This window comes from Amycolatopsis sulphurea (genome assembly GCF_002564045.1).
Classification (GTDB): domain Bacteria; phylum Actinomycetota; class Actinomycetes; order Mycobacteriales; family Pseudonocardiaceae; genus Amycolatopsis; species Amycolatopsis sulphurea.
Genome location: NZ_PDJK01000002.1, coordinates 1,008,925 through 1,029,786 on the forward strand (window position 1 = coordinate 1,008,925; position 20,862 = coordinate 1,029,786).

The 20,862-nt window shown below is 70.0% G+C and carries 18 protein-coding genes, 1 other RNA gene and 3 pseudogenes; 7 read left to right on the forward strand and 15 right to left on the reverse strand.

Features of this window, described 5'->3' with window-relative positions; genetic code table 11:
• Position 1: 1 nt before the first annotated feature.
• Positions 2–553, reverse strand: a complete 552-nt coding sequence (locus ATK36_RS10570) for a TetR/AcrR family transcriptional regulator (protein ID WP_098511092.1) — start codon at positions 551–553, stop codon at positions 2–4.
• Between the two features lie 49 nt (positions 554–602).
• Between ATK36_RS10570 and ATK36_RS10575 the strand changes: the two genes are divergently transcribed.
• Positions 603–1,727: an FAD-dependent monooxygenase gene (locus ATK36_RS10575; protein WP_098511093.1), complete on the forward strand. Its 1,125-nt coding sequence runs from the start codon at positions 603–605 to the stop codon at positions 1,725–1,727.
• 206 nt (positions 1,728–1,933) lie between these two features.
• On the opposite strand, the gene ATK36_RS10580 is transcribed toward ATK36_RS10575, so the two are convergent.
• Positions 1,934–2,581 carry a response regulator transcription factor gene (locus tag ATK36_RS10580; RefSeq protein ID WP_098511094.1) on the reverse strand — a complete coding sequence of 216 codons (648 nt, stop codon included), beginning with the start codon at positions 2,579–2,581 and terminating at the stop codon, positions 1,934–1,936.
• Positions 2,578–3,525, reverse strand: a complete 948-nt coding sequence (locus ATK36_RS34405; RefSeq protein WP_342752001.1) for a sensor histidine kinase — start codon at positions 3,523–3,525, stop codon at positions 2,578–2,580. The genes ATK36_RS10580 and ATK36_RS34405 overlap by 4 nt, the downstream gene beginning before the upstream one ends.
• Positions 3,526–4,206: 681 nt before the next feature.
• On the opposite strand from ATK36_RS34405, the gene ATK36_RS10590 reads away from it, so the two are divergent.
• Complete coding sequence (locus ATK36_RS10590; protein ID WP_098511095.1) at positions 4,207–4,416, forward strand: hypothetical protein; 210 nt, start codon at positions 4,207–4,209, stop codon at positions 4,414–4,416.
• Complete coding sequence (locus ATK36_RS10595; protein WP_098511096.1) at positions 4,413–5,141, forward strand: hypothetical protein; 729 nt, start codon at positions 4,413–4,415, stop codon at positions 5,139–5,141. The genes ATK36_RS10590 and ATK36_RS10595 overlap by 4 nt, the downstream gene beginning before the upstream one ends.
• On the opposite strand, the gene ATK36_RS10600 is transcribed toward ATK36_RS10595, so the two are convergent.
• Together ATK36_RS10600 and ATK36_RS34635 are read right to left on the reverse strand one after the other, a co-directional pair.
• Positions 5,123–5,800 (reverse strand): inorganic phosphate transporter, encoded by a 678-nt coding sequence (locus tag ATK36_RS10600; RefSeq protein ID WP_423682884.1) that lies wholly within the window; start codon positions 5,798–5,800, stop codon positions 5,123–5,125. The genes ATK36_RS10595 and ATK36_RS10600 overlap by 19 nt on opposite strands.
• Positions 5,725–5,955 (reverse strand): annotated as a pseudogene (locus ATK36_RS34635) (hypothetical protein); the annotation flags it as partial. The gene ATK36_RS10600 and the pseudogene ATK36_RS34635, both read right to left, overlap by 76 nt.
• Positions 5,956–5,971: 16 nt before the next feature.
• On the opposite strand from ATK36_RS34635, the pseudogene ATK36_RS10605 reads away from it, so the two are divergent.
• Positions 5,972–6,800, forward strand: a pseudogene (locus tag ATK36_RS10605) (transposase family protein).
• Positions 6,801–6,836: 36 nt separating this feature from the next.
• Here the strand turns inward: ATK36_RS10605 and ATK36_RS10610 are convergent.
• The 6 genes and pseudogenes from ATK36_RS10610 to hutH form a co-directional block, all read right to left on the reverse strand.
• Positions 6,837–7,344, reverse strand: a pseudogene (locus ATK36_RS10610) (anion permease); the annotation flags it as partial.
• 146 nt (positions 7,345–7,490) lie between these two features.
• Positions 7,491–8,636, reverse strand: a complete 1,146-nt coding sequence (gene hutI / locus ATK36_RS10615) for an imidazolonepropionase (protein ID WP_098511097.1) — start codon at positions 8,634–8,636, stop codon at positions 7,491–7,493.
• Positions 8,624–9,928, reverse strand: a complete 1,305-nt coding sequence (locus ATK36_RS10620; RefSeq protein ID WP_098511098.1) for a formimidoylglutamate deiminase — start codon at positions 9,926–9,928, stop codon at positions 8,624–8,626. The genes hutI and ATK36_RS10620 overlap by 13 nt, the downstream gene beginning before the upstream one ends.
• The gene (locus tag ATK36_RS10625) at positions 9,925–11,121 is read right to left on the reverse strand and encodes an allantoate amidohydrolase (protein WP_098511099.1); all 1,197 of its coding nucleotides are present in this window, start codon (positions 11,119–11,121) and stop codon (positions 9,925–9,927) included. The genes ATK36_RS10620 and ATK36_RS10625 overlap by 4 nt, the downstream gene beginning before the upstream one ends.
• On the reverse strand, positions 11,118–12,776 hold the full coding sequence (hutU, locus tag ATK36_RS10630) for a urocanate hydratase (RefSeq protein ID WP_098511100.1): 1,659 nt from the start codon (positions 12,774–12,776) through the stop codon (positions 11,118–11,120). The genes ATK36_RS10625 and hutU overlap by 4 nt, the downstream gene beginning before the upstream one ends.
• On the reverse strand, positions 12,776–14,302 hold the full coding sequence (hutH, locus tag ATK36_RS10635; protein WP_098514781.1) for a histidine ammonia-lyase: 1,527 nt from the start codon (positions 14,300–14,302) through the stop codon (positions 12,776–12,778). The genes hutU and hutH overlap by 1 nt, the downstream gene beginning before the upstream one ends.
• A 148-nt stretch (positions 14,303–14,450) precedes the next feature.
• Between hutH and ATK36_RS10640 the strand changes: the two genes are divergently transcribed.
• Positions 14,451–15,233 (forward strand): IclR family transcriptional regulator, encoded by a 783-nt coding sequence (locus ATK36_RS10640; protein ID WP_098511101.1) that lies wholly within the window; start codon positions 14,451–14,453, stop codon positions 15,231–15,233.
• A 54-nt stretch (positions 15,234–15,287) separates the two neighbouring features.
• Here ATK36_RS10640 and ggt read toward each other — a convergent pair whose 3' ends face one another.
• Both ggt and ssrA read right to left on the reverse strand, forming a co-directional pair.
• Positions 15,288–17,081, reverse strand: coding sequence for a gamma-glutamyltransferase (ggt, locus tag ATK36_RS10645; RefSeq protein WP_098511102.1), 1,794 nt, complete (start codon positions 17,079–17,081; stop codon positions 15,288–15,290).
• Positions 17,082–17,354: 273 nt separating this feature from the next.
• Positions 17,355–17,726: a transfer-messenger RNA gene (gene ssrA, locus ATK36_RS10650) on the reverse strand.
• Positions 17,727–17,896: 170 nt separating this feature from the next.
• On the opposite strand from ssrA, the gene ATK36_RS10655 reads away from it, so the two are divergent.
• Together ATK36_RS10655 and ATK36_RS10660 are read left to right on the forward strand one after the other, a co-directional pair.
• Positions 17,897–18,595: a sensor domain-containing protein gene (locus ATK36_RS10655; protein WP_098511103.1), complete on the forward strand. Its 699-nt coding sequence runs from the start codon at positions 17,897–17,899 to the stop codon at positions 18,593–18,595.
• Positions 18,592–19,725 carry a sensor histidine kinase gene (locus tag ATK36_RS10660; RefSeq protein WP_098511104.1) on the forward strand — a complete coding sequence of 378 codons (1,134 nt, stop codon included), beginning with the start codon at positions 18,592–18,594 and terminating at the stop codon, positions 19,723–19,725. Before ATK36_RS10655 ends, ATK36_RS10660 begins: the two co-directional genes overlap by 4 nt.
• Positions 19,726–19,737: 12 nt before the next feature.
• Here ATK36_RS10660 and ATK36_RS10665 read toward each other — a convergent pair whose 3' ends face one another.
• Together ATK36_RS10665 and ATK36_RS32155 are read right to left on the reverse strand one after the other, a co-directional pair.
• Positions 19,738–20,439: an ESX secretion-associated protein EspG gene (locus tag ATK36_RS10665; protein ID WP_098511105.1), complete on the reverse strand. Its 702-nt coding sequence runs from the start codon at positions 20,437–20,439 to the stop codon at positions 19,738–19,740.
• 77 nt (positions 20,440–20,516) lie between these two features.
• Positions 20,517–20,756, reverse strand: coding sequence for a hypothetical protein (locus tag ATK36_RS32155; RefSeq protein ID WP_170069631.1), 240 nt, complete (start codon positions 20,754–20,756; stop codon positions 20,517–20,519).
• Positions 20,757–20,862: the final 106 nt, after the last annotated feature.

The following is a 20,862-nucleotide window of genomic DNA, read 5'->3' on the forward strand; positions in this document are numbered from 1 at the left end:
CTCAGGCGTCGGCGAGCCCCAGCCCGGCGAGCACGGCGCGGGCGCCCTCGATCAGCTCGTCCTTCGCGGGCGGCCGGCGAGAGCCCGTGCCGGCCAGGGCGTCGAAGATCGACCCGTCGAGCCAGCCGATGAGCACGCGAGTGTGCGCTTCCGGCGCCGGCGACCCGGCGATGGCCAGGACTTCCGCGCATCGGCGGCGCAGCAACCGGCCCCCGGCGTCATAGCTGACGCGCAGCTCGGGACGACGGGTGGCTTCGAGCGCGAACTGGTAGCGCGCCAGCATTCTCGTGCGGCCTTCGGTGATCGAGGCGTACACCACCGCACCGAGGAATTCCGCGAGACTGCCGGGCGGCGGCGTGACCTCGACCTGGTCCAGCGCGATCATCCGTTCGGCGGCCAGGTCCAGCAGAGCGGAGCGGGTGCGCGCGTAGTACGACGTGGACCCCGGGGGCAGCCCGGCCGCCCGGTCCACCGCGCGATGCGTGAGCCCCCGCATGCCGTCGGCGGCGATCACCTCGATGGCTGCGTCCCCGATCTTCGCTTTCCGATCCACTTCACCACTCTACAGGTGTAGAGTCCTCTACAGGCGTAGAGGAGGGGTCATGGACGAGAAGCACGCCGTGGTGGTCGGCGGGGGTGTCGGCGGGCTGGCCGCGGCAGTGGGGCTCTACCGCGCGGGCTGGCGCGTCACCGTACTCGAACGAGCGGCGGAGTTCACCGCCATCGGCGCCGGGATCTCGTTGTGGCCCAACGCCCAGCGTGCGCTCGCCACGCTGGGCGTCGACCCGGTTCTCTCCCGGCTGCGCGGCGGCGCCCTGCTCGGCCGGGATGGCCGCCGCCTGGTCCGCTGGAACCTGGACGCGATGCTCGGCGACGAGGTTCTCCCGCTCGGCGGGATCCACCGCGCGAGCCTGATCGAGGCCTTGCGCTCGGCATTGCCCGGCGAATGCCTGCGCACCGGCGTCGAAGTGACCGGGGCCGAGCCGGACGGCCTCGTCCACCACGGCCGGGATTCGACGCGCGCGGACCTGGTGGTGGCCGCGGACGGCATCACCAGCCCGATCCGCCAGTCGCTTTACCCGGCGGCGCGCGTGGCCTACAGCGGCGGCGGCGCGTTTCGCGGGGTCGCGAAACTGTCCACGCGGATGACCACGAGCTGGGCACCCGGTGCGGAGGCCGGCGTGCTCCCGTTACCGGACGACCAGGCGTACTGGTGGATTTCCGAAGCCCGCCCGGCAGGCATCCGGCACGAGGACAACCGGGCTTACCTCGCCGAGCGGTACGCCGGGTGGCACGCGCCGTTGCCGGAGCTGATCGCCACCACCCCGGAGATCCTGCTGCACGACACCCACCACCTGGCCACTCCGTTACCCGGTTACGTCCACGGCCGGATCGCGCTGCTCGGCGACGCCGCGCACGCCATGCCGCCGTTCCTCGGACAGGGCGGCTGCCAGGCACTGGAGGACGCCGTGTCCCTGGCCGCCGCCTGTGCCGATTCGTCCACAGTGGAGGGAGCACTTCGGCGCTACGACGCGGAACGGCGTCCGCGCAGCCAGTTCGTGGCGAAGGCTTCGATTCGTACCGGGGCCGGTGGTCCGTTGCTGCGCAATCCTGCCGCGTTCGCCGTACGATCGGCGCTGACCCGGATCGTGCCGCCATCACTCGTCGGACGAATCAACTCACCCATCACCACCTGGCACCCACCCACGTTCACCCCAGTCCGATGACCATCACACCAAACCTGCCTCATACGCAGTGATCGCCGCCTGGACACGATTACGGGCGTCCAAGCAGCGGCCCGTTGCAGCGCAACCCGGTCGCGTTCCCCCCACGGCCGACATTGACCCGGATCGTGCCGCCATCACTCGCCGGACGAATCAACTCACCCATCACCACCTGGCACCCACCCACGTTCACCCCAGTCCGATGACCATCACACCAAACCTGCCTCATACGCAATGATCGCCGCCTGGACACGATTACGGGCGTCCAGGCGAGTGAGGATCGTGCTCACGTGCGCCTTCACGGTGCCTTCCACCACGAACATCCGACCGGCGACGTCCGCATTGGACAGTCCACCGGCCAGCAGGGTGAGAACCTCGCGTTCGCGGGGCGTCAACGCGGCCACCCGCTCCCGCGCGGCCGACGCCCGGCCGAGCCGATCGCCGGAGAGCTGCGTGAGCAGGCGGTGCGCCACCTTCGGCGACAGGAACGCCGCTCCGTCGGCGACCGCGTGCACGCCCGCGAGCAGCTCCCGCGGATCGCCCGACTTGAGCAGGAACCCGCTCGCGCCGAGGCCGAGCGCCCGCTCGATGTAAGCGTCCTCGCCGAACGTGGTCAGCATGAGCACGCCGGTGCCGGGCAGTACCCGCCGGATCTCCTCGGCCGCGGCGAGCCCGTCCAGCACCGGCATCCGGATGTCCAGCAGCGCCACGTCCGGCCGGGTCGCACGGGCCTGCTCCACCGCCGCGCGCCCGTCCTCGGCCTGGGCAACCACCTCGATGTCCTGGTCGGCGGAGAGGATGGCCGCGACCCCGGCCCGGATCATCGCCTCGTCGTCGGCCAGCAGTACCCGGATCACGGTTCGTCCTCACTGTAGAAGTCCTTGGTCACCAGCCGGCCGTCGGCGAAACACAGCCGGTAGGCCGACCTGTTCAGGTCGAGCCAGGTCCGGTCGGTGCCGTAGTACTCGCAGGTCGCTCCCGGCGGTCGCGGTGGTTCGTTGGCCGCGGGGAGCGAGGTGCGCTGCCGCGAAGGCAGCGATACGGCCAGCTTCTCACGTGGCTCCCCTGGTTCGAGCCGGGCGTACACCGAGCTGGTCAGGTTGGATTCGTGCCACTGAACCAGGAACACCACACCGGTCACGCCGAGGACGAGGCCGAGCAACGCCGACGGGACCAGGATCGCCTGCACCAGGCTGCGCCGCACATCGCGCCGGACCAGCTCACGCTGTCGCGCGGCCTGCCCGATCACCTCGTCGTCGCCGGGCTCGGGCGCGGGCCCGGCGGCGTGCGGCAGCCGTGCCTTGACTTCGAAGCCACCGTCCACCTGTTCGGCACACAACGTCCCGCCGATCAGCCGCACCCGCTCCTGAAGGCCGATCAACCCGCGCTGGCCCGAACTCCCGGGCAACGGCCCGGCAGGCGGCGCTGCGTTGCGTACCACCACTTCCGTGGTCTCCGCGGAACTGGTGACGGTCACCGTCACCGCGGCGCCCGGAGCGTGCTTCGCCGCGTTCGTGAGGCCTTCCTGTACCACGCGGTAGGCCGCACGCGCGACCATCTGTGGTGCGCCATCGAGATCGGCCGGCTGTGCTTCGATCTCGATTCCGGACGAGCGCGCCCGGTCGATCAGCTCGCCGAGGTCTCCTTGCACCGGTTCGACCGGCGCGGCGTCCTCACGGAGCACGCCGATGATCTCGCGCAGCCGCTCGGTCGCCTGTGCGGCACCGGCCCGCAGCTGGCCGGCAGCCACGCTCTGCTGCTTGTCGAGCCCGGCCGCCACCTCCAGCGCCGCGGCCCGCACCGCGATGAGGCTCAGCTCGTGGTCGAGGGATGTGCATGTCACTGGCGATCCGGGCGCGCTCCCGCATCCGCGTCTCCCGCGCCACGAGACGGTAGCGGCTCTCCAGCTCCTCGGCCCGCCGCCAGCCCTCCTGCGTCAGCTCCTGCCGCAGCCGCATGTGCCGCCCCACCAGGAACGGGGCGATACCGGCGAACGCGAGTATGCCGAGCGCGGTGCCCAAGGCGTCGAAACCGTCCGGCAGCAAGGCCGCGGCGACCAGCCCGGCCACCACGATCGCGGCGCAGATCGCGACCGCCGCGCGGGCCCTCGGCATCCGCAGCCCGGCCAGGTAGCACAGCGCGACCAGCAGGAAGAACTCCCACATGGCGACCTTCGAGTGCCAGGCGAACGAGACGACCAGCGACGTTGCCAAGGTCACCGCCAGCGACACGGCAGGCCAGCGTCGGGCGGTCATCACCGCCGCGGTCACCGAGACCAGGCCGTAGATCAGCTCCTGGTAGGTCGCCCAGAAGGTGGCATCGTCGACCGCGATCAAGCAGAGCAACGCCCACAGCACGACGTGGAGCGTCACGCGCCGCCATCGCCGGGCCACCTCCTCCACCCCGCTGACGCTACAAGGGCCGCGCACCTGGCGGCCACTGCCGAAAGTCAAGGTCCACCGTTGCGGCATGATGGGTCACCATGGCTGAGCGCACCCTGGCCGATCAGCTCGGCGGTCCCCTGCCCGAGGGCATCGAAGCCCTGCCCGAAGAGCATCGGCAGGACCTCGCCGCCGCCCTGCGGGATGCCCGGCACCAGCAGGCGAACGCGCTCGCCCACGCCGGTGAGGAGGCCCTGAAGTACGTACCGGCCCTGCTGCGCGGCGCGGTGCGGAAGGCGGTCGGCCTGTGAACCCGGAGATCCTCAAACTCGCCAGGGCGCTCGACGTCGAGCCTGCCAGGCTGGCCTACCTCGCCGAAGTCGACCAGTCCGATGTACGCCGGTTCCGCGAGCAGGTGACCACGACGCTGTTCGACGCGAACCGCGTGGCGCTGGAACGCATGGCCCTGGCGAGCAGACTGCTGCCCGCGCCGGTGCTCGCGAGGATCGCGGAGAAGGTGTTCGGGCCGCTGTTGTGCGCGCGAATCGCCGGGCTGGTCGACGTTTCCCGCGGCATCGACGTGGCGAAACGACTGTCGCCGAGGTTTCTCGCCTCGGTCGCCGCGGAACTCGATCCACGGCGGGCGACGGCGATCATCACCCGGATCCCGCTGCCGACCGTGCTGGCGGTGGCACGGGAACTGGCCGCCCGCGAGGATTGGATCACGCTGGGCCGGTTCGTCGGGCACCTGCCGGACGACACCGTGCGGCGCAGTATCGGACTGCTCGACAGCGCGGGCCTGCTCCACACCGCGTACGTGCTGGATGACAAGACCCGCGTCGACCACGTGCTCAGCCTGCTGCCCGGAGATCAGCTGCCGAAGCTGGTCCGCGCCGCGGCCATCGACGAATCGTTGTGGGAGCCAGCGGTGGATCTGCTGGCACATCTGAAAGAAGCCCGCCGAGCCGCGGTACGTCCGCTGCTCGACGAGCTTCCCGAGGAACTCCGTCGCCGTGTTCAGGCGACGATCGAATAGATCCCGTAGATCACGACGGCCGCGCAGCACACGATCGAACCGGTGAACTGCGCGACGCCGGTGCCGCCCTGCGCGCGGGCGTTCTCGCGCTCCGAGACCCGCGGATGCCGTAGGCGAACAGCACGGTGAGGACCACGGCGACGGCCGGCGCGACCACGAAGACGGGTCCCGGTTGATGTCCACGTCCGCTCCTTCAGACCGCGACCCGGGCGGCCTCGGTGGCCTCCGGCTCGTCGTTGATGTTCCCGGCGTTCACTGGGTTCCGGCGACACCAGCCAGATCCCGGCCGCGAGCAGCACCCCGGCCGCACCGACCAGGGTCGGGCCCCAGCTGGCCCGGGTGGACACCCCGGCCGCGATCGCCCCGACGATGGCGGCGGCGGGCAGCGTGAGCACCCAGGCGATGACCATCTTGCCCGCGACTCCCCAGCGCACCTCGGCGAGTTTGCGGCCGAGCCTGGAGCCGATGATGCCGCCGGAGGTGACGTGCGTGATGGACAGCGCGAAGCCCAGGTGCGAGGAGGGGCCAGGATCACCGCGGCCGAGCTGGTCTCGGCCGCGAAGCCCTGGGGCGTCTGGATCTCGGTGAGCTTCTTGCCCATGGTCTGGATGATCCGCCGGCCGCCGAGGTAGCTGCCGAGCGCGATCGCCGGCCCGCAGGCGACAATGAGGCTTTCCGGGTAAGCATCTGTGACGCTGGGTGACGGCCTGGGTGTGGTCGTTGCTGGCGGTGGTGACACGCCGAAGTTGTTGTGGTGCAACGTAAAGACGCGGAACATCGGTATGAATTTGGTCCTACCACAGATCAACTTCATAGAGGTTCCGCGCCTGATGAGTGTGTCATACACCGCGACCTTGCCGGTACGCGACCAGACCGTGCTGTACCTGTCGAGCCTGTTGCACGCCGAACGGGTGCGGCGCGGTACCCGCAAAGATCGCCGGGTTCTGACGACGTTCAAGCAGGCGGTCTTGGTGCTGCGCTGGTTTCTCGACGGCACTCGCGTCAAGCAGCTCGCCGTCGACAACGCGATCGGCAAGTCCACCGTGTACACCTATCTCGAGGAGGGGTTCACGGTGCTCGCCGCCCAGGCACCCGCGCTCGAGTCAGCGTTACTGGCGGCGAAAATGGCCGGGCACAGCCACATTTCCATCGACGGCACCCTGATCGAGACCGACCGGGCGGGTCCGCACCCCCGGACCCACCGACGGGGTGGACCTGTGGTGGTCGGGCAAACACTCCAATCATGGCGGCAACATCCAGGTCATCACCGCCCCCGACGGCTGGCCCCTGTGGACCTCCGACGTGCGGCCGGGCCGCGAGCACGACACCACCGCACTGCGCGAACACCCCGAGATCCTGCCCGCCCTGGCCACCTGGATCGCCGAGAACACGCCCGCCCTGGACGACCTGGGCTACGAAGGTGAAGCCGACACCATCACCGTCGCGTTCAAAAAACCGAAAGGCGGCGAACTCACCAAGGAACAGAAGACCCACAACAAAGCCCACAACGGGAAACGAGCGATCGGCGAACGCGGAAACTCCTTGCTGAAGACCACGTTCAAGGCGCTGCGCAACATCAGCCTCTGTCCATGGAAGATCGGCACCATCGTCGCAGCCGCCCTCGTCATCCTCCACATCGAGCACGACCGCACAACATGATCACCCACAGCGACCAACCGTTACCCGGAAAAGCTCAATGACCCACAGCAGCGGGTTCGACCCGGCGCGAGCGAGCCGCCGGCGATCAGCGTCAGCGTGATGACACCCATGGCCTTCTGCGCGTCGTTGGTGCCGTGCGCGAGCGAGACCAGGCTGGACGAGAGCACCTGCCCGGTCTTGAAGCCCTTGCCCACCACGTCCTGGCGGGCCTTCGCGGTGATCCGGTAGGTGAGGAAGGTGCCCACGAGCGCCACCGCACCCGCCACGATCGGCGACTCGACGGCCGGGATCAGCACCTTCTCGACGACCTTGCCGAAGTGCACCGCGTCCGCGCCGGAGGCAATCCAGCTGGCCCCGATCAGCCCGCCGAAATAGCGACCGCGGTTCTGGGCTGCAGCGCACCGGTCGCGATGGAAGTGGCCATCGCATTCGCCGTATCGTGAAACCCGTCGGTGAAGTCGAAAGCCAGCACCGCGACGATCACCACCAGGACGATCGGCCTGTGAAACCCTCGAGGGCCGAATGAGTGAACAAGTATCCACATTCCGCGCTTGAATAGGGCTAATTGGACAAAACGAACAACGAATAGACGCCGAGGGCTACGGCCTGAATGCACCTGCCCGCTGAAGATCCGACGCACCGCCGGGGAATCGAGGGGCGGGCCGGGCGAGAACGGCGCCCGTGCCGGAGTCAGCGCATTCGCTCCCCCTTCCGCCATACCGCGTGGGTCAACGGAACCCCCGGCCGATACGCGAGATGCGTTGTGGACGGCGCATCGAGGACGTGCACATCCGCTCGCGCACCCGGCCGGAGGTAGCCGACGTCGTCCCGGCGGAGCGCGCGGGCGCCGCCGGCCGTCGCCGCCCACACCGCCTCGTCCACCGTCATCCGCATCTGCAGCACAGCCGTGGCCACACAGAACGCCATCGACGTGGTGTACGAACTCCCGGGGTTTGCGTTGCTGGCCAACGCAACCGTCGCGCCGGCGTCGAGCAGCCGCCGCGCCGGGGCCAACGGCTGCCGAGTCGATAAATCGCACGCGGGCAGCAGCGTCGCGACCGTGCCGGAGGACGCCAACGCCGTCACGTCGGCATCGGTGAGGTAGGTGCAGTGGTCCACGCTCGCCGCGCCGTGTTCGACGGCGAGCCGCACGCCTGGTCCCTCTCCGAGCTGATTGCCGTGCACGCGGAGCCCCAGCCCACGCTTCGCGGCGGCCGTGAGCACCTGCGCCGACTGCGCCTCATCGAACGCTCCGGTCTCGCAGAACACATCCGCCCACCGCACGTGCGGTGCGACCGCGGCCAGCATCTCCCCGCATACGAGGTCCACATAGGACTCCGCATCGGCGCCCGGCGGCACGAGGTGCGCGCCGAGATAGGTGACCTCGTCGGCCACCGATCCGGCGAGCTTCGCCGACCGTTCCTCGTCGGCGACGGTCAGCCCGTAGCCGGTCTTGGTCTCCAGGCAGGTGGTGCCCTGCCGCGCCGCTTCGTCGAGATGCCTGCCGAGGTTCGCCGCCAGCTGCTCGTCCGAGGCCCTGCGAGTGGCCTCGACGGTGATCACGATCCCGCCTGCCGCATAGGGTTTCCCGGCCATCCGCGCCTCGAACTCCGCGGTGCGGTCCCCCGCGAACACGAGGTGCGTGTGGCTGTCGACCCAGCCCGGCAGCACCGCTCGCCCGCCGACGTCCACCCGCTCGTCCGCCTCCGGCGCCCGCCCGGCCGGGCCGACCCACGCGACGGCACCGCCCTCGAGCACCATCGCGGCTTCGCCGAGCCTGCCCAGCTCAGGGTCGTTCGTGGTGAGCTCGCCGATTCCGGTGATCAGGACTGCCACAATGCCTCGATTTCCCCGGCCAGCACGGTTTCCGGACGTTCGATCAGCAGGTGCACGCCGTCCCGGACGATCTCCCGGCCAGCCACCACGACCGCCCGGACATCGGCCGCCGAGGCCGCGAAGAGCACCCCGGACGCCTCGATCCCGGCAGTCCGCACGGTGTCCACGGCGACCGTGACGAGGTCCGCCCCGGCGCCGTCGGCGATGATTCCGGTCTCCGGCCAGCCGGTCGTCACGTGGTCGGTACCGGCGGCCAGCAGCTCGTCCGCGGTGAACCGGCCACGCTGCTCACTCGCCAGCCGCTCGTCGAGCTCCAGCGCGCGGGTCTCCTCGAACGCGTCGACCACCGCGTTGCTGTCGCTGCCGACCCCGAGCCGCGCGCCTGCGTCGAGCAACGCCCGCGCTGGGCCGATCCCATCGCCGAGATCCCGTTCGGTGGTCGGGCAGAAGCACGCTCCGGCCCGAGCCGTCCCGAGCCATTTCACGTCCTGCGCGGTGAGGTGCGTGGCGTGCACCGCGGTCAGCCGCTCGTCGAGCACGCCGTAGTCCCACAACAGACCGGTCGGCGTCCAGCCGTACGCCGCCTCGCATTGTTCGTTTTCCGCTCGCTGCTCGGACAGGTGAATGTGCAGGGGGCGGTTCTTCGGCACCGCCCGGTCCACCGCGGGCAGGTCGTGCTCGGGAACCGCGCGCACGGAGTGGATCGCTCCGCCGACGCGGAACAGCTCGTCCTCGGGCAGCTCCGCGACCCGCTCCGCCCACCGTTCGGCAGTGCCATCGGAGAACCGCCGCTGCACCTCGTTCGGCGGCACGCCGATTCCACCTGCCAGGTAACAAGTGTCGAGCAAGGTGAGCCGGATCCCGGCGTCCCGGGCGGCCTGCCGTAGCGCTTCCCCCATCGCGTTGAGCGAAACGTAGGGCCGACCACCCGGAGCGTGGTGCAGGTAGTGGAATTCGGCCACACTCGTATAGCCGGCCAGCACCATTTCCGCGTACACGCCCCGCGCGAGCCGGTAATACGAGTCTGGTTCGAGCCGCGCGGCGAGGGAATACATCCGCTCCCGCCAGGTCCAGAACGTTCCCCGCGCATGATGCGTCCGGCCGCGCAGCGCACGGTGGAACGCATGGGAATGCCCGTTCGCGAACCCGGGCAAAGTGAGTCCGCTGAGGACTGTTCCGGTCCGTGGCGCATCCTCGGTCACCGCAGTGATCTGGCCCTCGGCCACCTCGATCCGCACCGCCTCGGCGATCCCTCCGGGCAACCAGGCCCGCTCACACCAGTACGTGGTCATTTCGCGAGCCGCTCCAGCACCTCGGCGAGCGCCCGGGCACCGGCCGCCACGTCAGCGTCCTCCGCGAACTCGTCCGGCGCATGACTGATCCCGGTCGGATTCCGCACGTACAGCATTGCGGAGGGTACGAATCCGGCCAGTATCGCGGCGTCATGCCCGGCACCGGTGGGCAGCTCCGGCGGCGCACCGAGCCACTCCCCCAACGCCCGTCGCAACGGCTCGTCGAACACCACATCGCCGGAATAGGACTCCCGCGAGATGATCAGCTCGCATCCCTCCCCTTCTGCGGCGTCCCGTGCGGCTACCGCGATCTCCTCGACCAGCGCAGGAGTCTCGACTCCCGGTACCCGCGCATCCAGCCACAGGTCCACAGTGGAAGCGATCACGTTCGTCCCGCCCGGCGTGGGCACCAGACGACCGACCGTGGCCCGCGCGTCGTCCCAGCCCCGGGCCAGCCGACGCACCGCAAGCACGGTCTCGGCCGCTGGGAGCATCGGATCCACCCGGTCGGCCAACCGGGTGGCACCCGCGTGATTGCCTTGTCCGGAAAAGGAAAACCGCCATCGGCCGTGCGCGATCACCGTACTGCCCACCGCCACCGGTGACCCGAGGTCGATCAGCCCACGCCCCTGCTCCACGTGCAGCTCCACGAACTGCCCGATGAGCCCCAGCCGATCCGGATCGGCACCGACTCCGCCGGCGTCCAGCCCGGCCGCCGCGATCGCCTCGGCGAACGTCACCCCGTCCGGATCCCGCAAGCCTCGCGCCCAGTCCGCGTCGACAGTCCCGGTCATCAGCCGCGACCCGAGACAAGGCAGGCCGAACCGGCCCCCCTCTTCCTCGGCGAACACCACGACGGCCACCGGCTTGGCCGGCCGGAACTCCTTCGCCTGCAGCGCTTCCACCGCCTCCAGCGCGCTGACGACACCGAGCGGCCCGTCGAATGCGCCGCCGCCGGGCACCGAGTCGAGGTGGCTGCCGGTGACCACCGCCTCCGGCCCCGGCGAACCCCACCAGGCCCACAGGTTCCCGTTGCGGTCGGTCTCCACACCGAGCCCCAGCCGCTGCGCACGCTCCACGAACCAGGTGCGCAGCTCCCGTTCCGGCGCGTCGAACACGTGCCGCGAGTACCCGCCGCGCCAGGCGTCCCGCCCGACATCGGCGATCTGCCCGAGCAGCTCGGCCGCGCTCACGCCTTCTCCCGCATCGGTACGCGGACGCCGCGCTCGTCGGCGACCTCGGCGGCCCGGTCGTAGCCGGCGTCCACATGCCGGATCACGCCCATGCCCGGGTCGTTGGTGAGCACCCGCTCCAGTTTCTGCGCGGCCAGCGGGGTGCCATCGGCCACGGACACCTGCCCGGCGTGGATGGACCGGCCCATGCCGACCCCGCCGCCATGGTGGATGGACACCCAGCTTGCCCCGGACGAGGTGTTGACCAGCGCGTTGAGCAGCGGCCAGTCGGCGATCGCGTCGGATCCGTCGGCCATGCCCTCGGTCTCCCGGTACGGCGAGGCGACGCTGCCCGAATCGAGGTGGTCCCGGCCGATCACGACCGGCGCCTTCAGCTCTCCGCTGGCCACCATCTCGTTGAACCGCAGGCCGGCCAGCTGCCGTTCGCCGTAACCAAGCCAGCAGATTCGCGCGGGCAGGCCCTGGAACGCCACCCGCTTCCCGGCCAGCTTGATCCAGCGCGCGAGCGATTCGTTCTCCGGGAACAGCTCCAGCATCGCCCGGTCGGTTGCGGCGATGTCCTCCGGATCGCCGGAGAGCGCAGCCCACCGGAACGGCCCGTTGCCCTCGCAGAACAGCGGCCTGATGTAGGCGGGCACGAATCCGGGGAAGTCGAAAGCACGCTCGCAGCCGCCAAGCTTCGCCTCGCCACGCAACGAGTTGCCGTAGTCGAAGACCTCGGCACCGGCATCGAGGAACCCGAGCATCGCGCCGACATGGTCGGCCATCGATTCTCGCGCCCGGTCGGTGAACTCGTCGGGCTTCTTCGCCGCGTAGTCCGCCCAGTCGTCCACGCTGACGCCCTTGGGAAGGTAGGACAGCGGGTCGTGCGCCGAGGTCTGGTCGGTGACGATGTCCACCTCCACCCCGCGGCGCAGCAACTCGGGCAGGATCTCGGCGGCGTTGCCCACCACGGCGACCGAAAGCGCGCGACGCTCCTTCTTGGCCGCGGTGACCCGGTTGATTGCATCGTCGAGGTCGGCGGCCACCTCATCGAGGTAACGGGTCTCCACGCGCCGCCGCGCGCGGTGCGGATCGCACTCGATCACGAGCGCGACGCCATCGTTCATCGTCACGGCCAACGGCTGCGCACCACCCATGCCCCCGAGGCCCGCGGTGACCGTGAGCGTGCCACGGAGCGTGCCACCGAAACGTTTCTTGGCGACCGCGGCGAACGTCTCGTAAGTGCCCTGCAGGATGCCCTGCGTGCCGATGTAGATCCAGGATCCGGCGGTCATCTGGCCGTACATGGTCAGGCCCTGCTGCTCCAGCCTGCGGAACTCCGGCCAGTTCGCCCAGTCGCCCACCAGGTTCGAGTTCGCGATCAGCACCCGGGGCGCCCATTCGTGCGTGCGGAACACCCCGACCGGTTTGCCGGACTGCACGAGCAGCGTCTCGTCCGAGTCCAAAGTGGTCAGTTCACGGGTGATCGCGTCGAAGCTCGCCCAGTTGCGCGCGGCGCGCCCGGTGCCGCCGTAGACCACCAGATCCGCCGGCCGCTCGGCGACCTCGGGGTCCAGGTTGTTGTGGAACATCCGCAGCGCGGCCTCGGTCTGCCAGCTCTTCGCGGTGAGCGTGGTGCCGCGCGCGGCCCGGACGGTGCGTGGGGTGCTCATCAGACCTCCAGTTCGGCGGCGGTCAGGACAGCGCCCGACCGCACGAGTTCTTCGGCAGCCGCGATCTCGGGCGCCAGATGACGGTCGGGTCCCGGGCCGCCGACCCGGGTGCGCAGCAGGTCCCGGACCCGGCCGGTGACCGGCGACGGGGCCAGCGGTGCGCGCAGATCGAGCGCACGGGCGGCGGTGAGCAGTTCGACCGCGAGCACCGTGGTCAGGCCGTCGATCGCCGTGCGCAGCTTGCGCGCGGCCGACCAGCCCATCGAGACGTGGTCCTCCTGCATGGCGCTGCTCGGGATCGAATCGACCGAGGCCGGCACGGCGAGCCGCTTCAGCTCGCTGACCACCGCGGCCTGGGTGTACTGCGCGATCATGTGCCCGGAGTCGACGCCCGGATCGTGCGCGAGGAACGGCGGCAGCCCGTGCGAGCGCGCCTGGTCGAGCATCCGGTCGGTGCGCCGCTCGGCAATGCTCGCGAGGTCGGCCACCGGGATCGCGAGAAAATCGAGCACGTAGGCCACCGGCGCGCCGTGGAAGTTGCCGTTCGACTCGACCCGGCCGTCGGCCAGTACCACCGGATTGTCCACAGCGGACTGCAGCTCCCGGCCGGCAACCAGCTCGGCGTGCGCCAGGGTGTCCCGCGCCGCACCGTGCACCTGCGGCGCGCACCGCAGCGAGTACGCGTCCTGGACCCGGTTGCAGTCCGGACCGCGGTGACTCTCCACGATCTTCGATCCGTCCAGAGCCGCCCGCATCCGTGCCGCGCTGACCGCCTGCCCCGGATGTGGGCGCAAGGCCTGCAGATCGGCGGCGAACGCCCGATCGGTGCCCAGCAAGGCTTCGACGCTCATCGCCGCGGTGAGGTCCGCGACGTCCAGCAGGCAATGCAGATCAGCGGCCGCGAGCAGGAGCATGCCGAGCATCCCGTCGGTGCCGTTGGTGAGAGCGAGACCTTCCTTTTCGGCCAGCACGATCGGCGTGATCCCGGCGGCCTGGAGGGCCTCCGCGGCCGACTTGCGCGAGCCTTCGTGCACGACCTCGCCCTCGCCCATCAACGCGAGCGCGACCGCCGCCAACGGGGCGAGATCACCCGAGCAGCCCAGCGAACCGTACTCGTGCACGATCGGCGTGATGTCCGCATTCAGCAGCGCAGCAAGGGTTTTCGCAGTCTCCGGCCGCACGCCGGTGTAGCCACTGGCCAACGTCCGCAGGCGCAGCACCATCAGCGCACGCACCACCTCCGGCTCGACTGCGGGCCCAGCGCCCGCGGCATGCGAACGGATCAGGCTGCGTTGGAGCGCGGTGCGGCTCTCCACCGGGATATGACGGGTGGCGAGCGCACCGAAGCCCGTGGAAACGCCGTACGTGGGTGACGTGGCGTCGGCGAGTTTCTCGATGTACTGGCGGGTGGCGACGAGGTTCATCTGGGCGGCTTCGGTGAGCCTGACGGGCGTGTGCCCGCGGACGATGTCGACGACTTCGGCCGCGGTCATCGGCTGCGAGCCCAAGAGGACTGGTTCCGGCATGTCAGCCATTGCACTCCGCCCGGACCGGGCGGCACCAGGGCAGAGTTCCGGGTAGTGTCTGGTATCCAAGACAACGGGAGGCAGCAGCTTCACCGACCGGAGCGAACGGGCCGTTCGCTCCGCGCGCGACCTCCCCGAAGGAGTGACGATGAGCAGCTCGGACATCCCCGCACTCCGCAACGGCCTGGCCGTCCTCCGGCTGCTCTCGACGCACGCCGGCCCGGTCTCGGCCGCCACCATCGCCCGCGACCTGCACCTGCCGCGCTCGACGACGTATCACCTGCTCAACGAACTCACCACGGCCGGTTTCGTCGTCCACCTACCCGCCGAACGCCGATACGGGCTCGGCATCGCCGCCTTCGAACTGGGCTCCGCGTACCTGCGTCACGACCCGCTGGAGCGGCTGGCCGGGCCGCTGTTGCGCAAGCTGGTCGACCGCGCCGGCCACACGGCGCACCTGGGTGTGCTGCACGGCAACGAATCCCTGTACCTGATCAAGGAACGCCCGGCCCGTCCGGAGACCCTGGTGACCGACGTCGGAGTCCGCCTCCCCAGCCAGCTCACCGCCTCCGGCCGCGCGATCCTGCGCCACCTGCCCGCAGCGCACGTCCGCGCGTTGTTCCCGGCGGCCGAATCGTTCGTGCTGCGGACCGGCCGTGGCCCGGACTCACTCGCTGCGCTTCGCCGAACCTTGGCCGCGGAACAGCGGCTCGGCTGGTCGGTCGAAGACGGCCACGTGACCGATGGGTTCGCCTCAGTCGCCGCGTCGGTCTTCGACCACGGCGCCCGCCCGATGGCGTCGATCTCGGTGACCCTGCGCCATCTCTGCCCGGACGACGGAGCGTGCGGGGAGACGTTCCCGGAGCTGGCTGCCGCGGTCGCCGAGACCGCCGCTGAACTCACCCGCCGCATCGGCGGTACCGCACCATGACGAACGGCCCGCTTCGCCGCCCTGGTCAGGACGGCGGAGCGGACCGCGAACAGCTCAGCGGTGCGAGGAAAGCACCATCGCCGAAGTGCCGCCCCGGCGGACGGGTTCACCGGCCGCGAGGATCTTGCCGCCGGGCTTGAACTCCAGCCCCGCCGCGACGCCGATCGATCCGCCGCTGGTGAAGCTCTGCCCCAACGCCTTCAGCCCGGCCGTGGTGGGCTGGGCGAGGAACGCCGGTTCCGCGTCGGAATTCTTGGCGTTGCGCTGCGACGCACGGGGTGCGGCGATCGCGTCCGGCAGGCTCATGCCCAGGTCGAGACGATTGACCAGGACCTGCAGCACGGTGGTGATGATCGTGGCGCCGCCCGGCGAGCCGACCGCGAGTGCCGGCGTGCCGTCCTTGAGCACGATCGTCGGGGACATGCTCGACCGCGGCCGCTTGCCGCCCGCGGGCAGGTTGGGGTCGGGCGCGGTGCCCTGGGTGGGCGTGAAGTTGAAGTCCGTCAGCTCGTTGTTGAGCAGGAAACCACGACCGGGCACGGTGATGCCGCTCCCGGCGAGCTGCTCGATCGTGTTGGTGTAGGAGACGACGTTGCCCCACTTGTCACTCACCACGAAGTGGTTCGTGTGCTGCTCGTTGCTGTGGGACGAGGCGGCCGGCGCAGTCTTGCAGCCGCCACCAGCTGCGTACGGGTCCCCGGGCGCGACCGGGCTCTGTCCGGCCTTCTTCGGGTCGATCTGGCACGCCCGTGTCGCCGCGAACTGCTTCGACAGGAGCTGCCGCTGCGGCACCTGGACGAAGCGGGAGTCGCCGACGTACCGATTACGGTCGGCGAAGGCGAGCCGGCTCGCCTCCAGGTAGTGGTGCAGTGCCTGCACTCGATCCATTTTGGACAGATCGAAGTTCCCGAGGATGTTCAGCGACTCCCCGACCGTGATGCCGCCGCTGGAGGACGGCGCCATGCCGTAGATGTCGTACCCGCGGTAGCCGATGTGCGTCGGCTCGCCGTCGAGCGCGCGGTAGGCACGCAGGTCCGAAAGCTGCATCGGCCCGGACATCGGCTTGATCGGCGCCCCGGCTGCGACCGGCGGGTGCTGCACGGTCCGCACCACGTCCTGGCCGACGGGACCGCCGTAGAACGCGCCGATGCCCTGCCTGCCGATCTGCCGGTAGGTGTCGGCGAGGCCGGGGTTGCGGAACGTCGAGCCGACCTTCGGGGCCTGCCCGCCCGGCAGGAACAGCGCCGCACTGGGCGCGAAGTGGGACAGCTTGTCCTTGAGCGAGGTGGTCTGGTCGGCGAACGTCTGGTTCACCACGAAGCCCCGGTCGGCCACCTGCACGGCGGGCCGCAGGTTGTCGGCGAGGCTGAACCGTCCCCACCGCTGCAGTGCGCGCTGCCAAGTGGCCACCATCCCCGGTACCCCGACCGAACGACCGCTCTCGACCGCGGTTTCGAAGTCGTAGGCCTTGCCCGTCGCCGGGTCCACGAACATGTCGGACTTGTCCGCCGCAGGTGCCGTCTCCCGGCCGTCCAACGTCGAAACGCGCTTACTCCGCGCGTCGTAGTACACGAAGTACCCACCACCGCCTGGCCCGGCGACATACGGATCCGTGACCCCCAGCGTCGCCGCCACCGCGACCGCCGCGTCCGCCGCCGTCCCGCCACGCCGCAACACGTCGATCCCAGCCTGACTGGACTCGACGGTATCCGACACCACTGCCCCGCCAACCCCCTCCGCCACCGGCTGCTTCTCCCGCGACGGCACCCCCGCAGACGCCGGCGCCGCTACCGCGGCCGCCAACACCCCCACCACCAACGCCGCCACAACACTCCGCCGTCGATACATGCCACTCCCGTCCCTCGCCAAACCCAACCGACGAGATCTACCACTCCCCACCCCCACCCCACACCCACCCAACCCGAAATTCAGCCCCACACACAAACACCCACCCCAACCACACACCCATCCCAAACCCCGCACCCCCTCCCAACGCAACCACCACGATGGGGGCTCCGGGGACCTCCCCGGGCGGGGTCTGGGGGTCGCACCCCCAGAAAGAAGGACGATGCCGAGCAAACGCGAAGACGCCCCCAGCGTCAAGCAGGGGGCGTCCTCGGCGGGTGGAGGTGCCGGGAATTGAACCCGGGTCCTCTAGCGCTTCATCAGGGCTTCTCCGTGCGCAGTCCACTGTGTCTCTGCTTGACCCCTTCAGTCACGTGAACGAGCTGAAGTGACGGGCCCAGCCGCTGTTTGCTTCCCTACCAGGCTCCGCGGCCGGGACTGGCGGTAAGCCTCCTAGCTGATGCCGGCTACCGGGTCGGAGGCGATCCCGGGCCGACAGACTCGCTCGCTACTCAGGCAGCAAGAGCGAAGTCGCGCTGGCTATTGGCCTTGGCGCTTATTGGTTTGCGATGACGCTTGCGGTGGTCTCTCGCCTGCACCGGCACGCTTCCCCTGACTCAACGTCCAGAGTCGAAACCGTTCACCCCCTTGTCGGTGTTTCCTAACCTGTCCATCATAGCGCTTCGGGCAACCTGGTTGTTCCGCACCGGGCCGGGGTAGGGCTGACCCCACCTCGCAGATGCCCGTGGCCCCCCTGGCGGCCGGACTCACCCGGCGGGATGCTGAGCTGGTCAGATCAGTTGTGAGGAGCACCGCCGATGACCACTGCCACCGTCTCTGCCGAGAAGTCCCGCCGCCGCGGCGCACCGCTGGGTGGTTCGCTGCTCTTCCTGCTGGTCAGCCTGCCGCTGGGGACTGTCACCTTTTCGCTGATTCTCTCCCTGGGCCTGTCCGGGATCGCCACTTTGGTGGTGTGGGTCGGGATTCCGCTGCTCGGCGCGCTGTCGCTGCTGGTGCGCTCCATCGCGCGGATGGAGCGGGCGAGGGTGTACTCGCAGCTGGACGCCTACATCGACCGGCCCTACCTGCGGTTGCCGGAGAAGGGGCTGCGGCAGCGCTGGACGGCCCGGCTGCGAGACACCGCGAACTGGCGTGACCTCGCTTATCTCTTTCTGTTGTTCCCGCTCGGCCTGATCGAGTTCGTCCTGGTGACGACGTTCTGGGCGGTCGGCGCCGGATTGGTCGCCCTGCCGATCTACTTCCGTTTCCTGCCGGACAGCGCTTGGTTCTTCCCGGGTCCCGAGCTGCGATGGATCACCGTGGACTCGACCGTGTCCGCGCTGCCGTGGGCGGCGCTGGGGGTGCTGGTGGTCGCGTTGGCCGCGGCGCTGACCAAGGCACTGGGCACGATGCACCGCCGGTTCGCGGTGGCGATGCTGCAGCCGACGGTCGCCCAGCGCCGGCGGATGGAGCGCTCGTGGCAGTCGGCGGATGAGACGCCCGCGGTGACCGGATGAACTCCCCGCAACCGCCACTGGAGCAGCCCCGGCCGAATCCCGCGCGCACCGTTGTCTACATGGTGACCGGGTTCGTGCTCCGGCTCGCCCAGTTCATCCTGATCGTGGTCGGCGCGGTGGTCGGCGGGGCCACCGTGGTGGTGTGGATCGGCTTCCCGATCCTGATCGCGGTCACCGGGTTCGTCCGGTGGTCCGGCGATCTGGAACGGCGCTGGGTGCGGCGGATGCTCGGCACGCCGCTGCCGCCGGCGCAGCGGCTGCCGCTGGAGGGCCAGTCGCTGAGCCGCCGCTGGCTGAGCAGGCTCACCGATCCGACGACCTGGCGGGATCTCGGCTACCTGATGGTCGCGTTCCCGCTGGCCATTCTCGAGTTCCCGATCGCGCTCGCGTCCGTCGTCCTGCTGCCCATGGCGATCTGGGTGACACCGTGGGTCGGCTGGCTGCACGGCAATCTGGCGCTGACCATGCTCGGGCCGAACCGGGCGAAGAAGCTGGAGGAGAAGGCCGAGCACCTGCAGGCCTCCCGGGCCCGCGGGGTGGACGCCGCCGAGGCCGAACGCCGCCGGATCGAACGCGACCTGCACGACGGCGCGCAGCAGCGGCTGGTAGCCGTCGCGATGAGCCTCGGCCGGGCGAAGTCGAAGTTCGACCAGGACCCGGCCACGGTGCGAAGCCTGATCGACGAGGCGCATGCGGACGCCAAACTGGCCGTGTCGGAGCTACGCGACCTCGCGCGCGGGATCTATCCGGCCGTGCTGGGTGATCGCGGGCTGGACGCGGCGCTGTCCGCGCAGGCAGCGAGGTCGCCCATCCCGGTGGACGTGCACGTCGACATCGAACCGAGGCCGCCGGCCGCGGTGGAGACCACGGCGTACTTCATCGTCTGCGAGACGCTCACCAACATCGCCAAGCACTCCGGCGCGTCCGAGGCGACGGTGAAGCTGTGGCGCAGCGACACACACGTGATCGCGGAGATCACCGACAACGGCCACGGCGGCGCGGAGGTCCGCCCCGGTGGCGGCCTGGCCGGGCTGGCCGACCGGGCGGCGACGATCGACGGCGTGATCACCGTGGTGAGCCCGGCGGGCGGGCCGACCGTGATCCGGGCGGACCTACCCTGTCAGTGGTGAGCCACTCGGGCTTCACCCGTCGAGTGCCGCTCGGAGCGCGGCCACTTTTCGGGCGAGCACTTGATCCTCGCCGGACGTGACAGTGACATACCGGTTCTGCTCTGGTCCGGTGACCTCGAACGCCACCCGGCCCGCTGTGAGGTCCCGGTAGGTCAGGACCCCGTCGGCGACCCGTCTGCCCCCTCCGGGGCCACGGACCGACACGTTGATCTCGCCCCGCCCGAAAGCAGGCTCTCCGAGCAACAGGTCGACGCTTCGGGCGAGGCGGCTGCGATCGGCCGGGAAGTCGCTGTCGTCACCGCGGAATTCTTCCTGCGGCAGCGAAATCCTGGGCAGTTGCGCGGGAGGACAGGCCGGAAGATTCGCCACGAGGACGGCCGCCGGAGCCTGCCTGCCGTCCTCGACCTGCACACGTACCCGATCTCCGTTACGCACTGCCGTGACAACAACCCGCCCGCGCACCCCGACGAGGACGGTGTAGTGCTCGCCTCGGTTGTCCACACAGGCCACGTACTCGGTCTCAGGCTGCGCCAACGCGTAGACCGCATCCTCGAACTGGTCGGAGACACGACCACGGTCGAGCAGCCCGAGCCGGGACAGCTCGCCGTGCGACGCGTCTTCCAGCTCTCCCGCCAACGACTCCGGTGCATGCCACGTGCCGACCGCGAACATCGGATGTGAACCAACCAGCCCGACTTGGCTGAATGCACTCATCAAGGCACCCAGTGTAATCTCCACGCTGCGTGATCGCACCGCCGTCGTACCTTCCCCTGAAACTGCCGAACTGCGCGTTATCGCCGTGGAAGTTCGCCGATCACCGGCGGTGCCGGCTTCAGCTCACTGCCGCCGAACAGCCCGTCCGGGTCGGCCTCCTGCAAGTAGGACGCGGCCTTCTTCTCCTTGTCCTCGTCGCCTTTCCCGCCCTTTCCAGGCATGCCACCACCCATCGCGGCACCGTTCTTCCCGGCTGCGCCCGGCACTCCGGCCGCGCCGCCACCCCGCGCCTGCATCGGCTCGCCCGGAGCGCCCACGCCGGTACGGCTGCCGGCTCCGATCCCACCGCGCGAACCCGGCTCATTGCCTACGCCACCGGAGTAACCGCCGCCTGAGCCGGTTGCGACCGGCGGGTAGCCCACC

Bases quoted from the DNA above. Each gene is read 5' to 3' on its own strand.
- ATK36_RS10575 (WP_098511093.1), top strand. From the start codon at position 603: ATGGACGAGAAGCACGCCGTGGTGGTCGGCGGGGGTGTCGGCGGGCTG.
- ATK36_RS10590 (WP_098511095.1), top strand. From the start codon at position 4,207: ATGGCTGAGCGCACCCTGGCCGATCAGCTCGGCGGTCCCCTGCCCGAG.
- ATK36_RS10620 (WP_098511098.1), bottom strand. From the start codon at position 9,928: ATGACCACGTACTGGTGTGAGCGGGCCTGGTTGCCCGGAGGGATCGCC.
- hutU (WP_098511100.1), bottom strand. From the start codon at position 12,776: ATGAGCACCCCACGCACCGTCCGGGCCGCGCGCGGCACCACGCTCACC.
- hutH (WP_098514781.1), bottom strand. From the start codon at position 14,302: ATGCCGGAACCAGTCCTCTTGGGCTCGCAGCCGATGACCGCGGCCGAA.
- ATK36_RS10640 (WP_098511101.1), top strand. From the start codon at position 14,451: ATGAGCAGCTCGGACATCCCCGCACTCCGCAACGGCCTGGCCGTCCTC.
- ggt (WP_098511102.1), bottom strand. From the start codon at position 17,081: ATGTATCGACGGCGGAGTGTTGTGGCGGCGTTGGTGGTGGGGGTGTTG.
- ATK36_RS10655 (WP_098511103.1), top strand. From the start codon at position 17,897: ATGACCACTGCCACCGTCTCTGCCGAGAAGTCCCGCCGCCGCGGCGCA.
- ATK36_RS10660 (WP_098511104.1), top strand. From the start codon at position 18,592: ATGAACTCCCCGCAACCGCCACTGGAGCAGCCCCGGCCGAATCCCGCG.
- ATK36_RS10665 (WP_098511105.1), bottom strand. From the start codon at position 20,439: ATGAGTGCATTCAGCCAAGTCGGGCTGGTTGGTTCACATCCGATGTTC.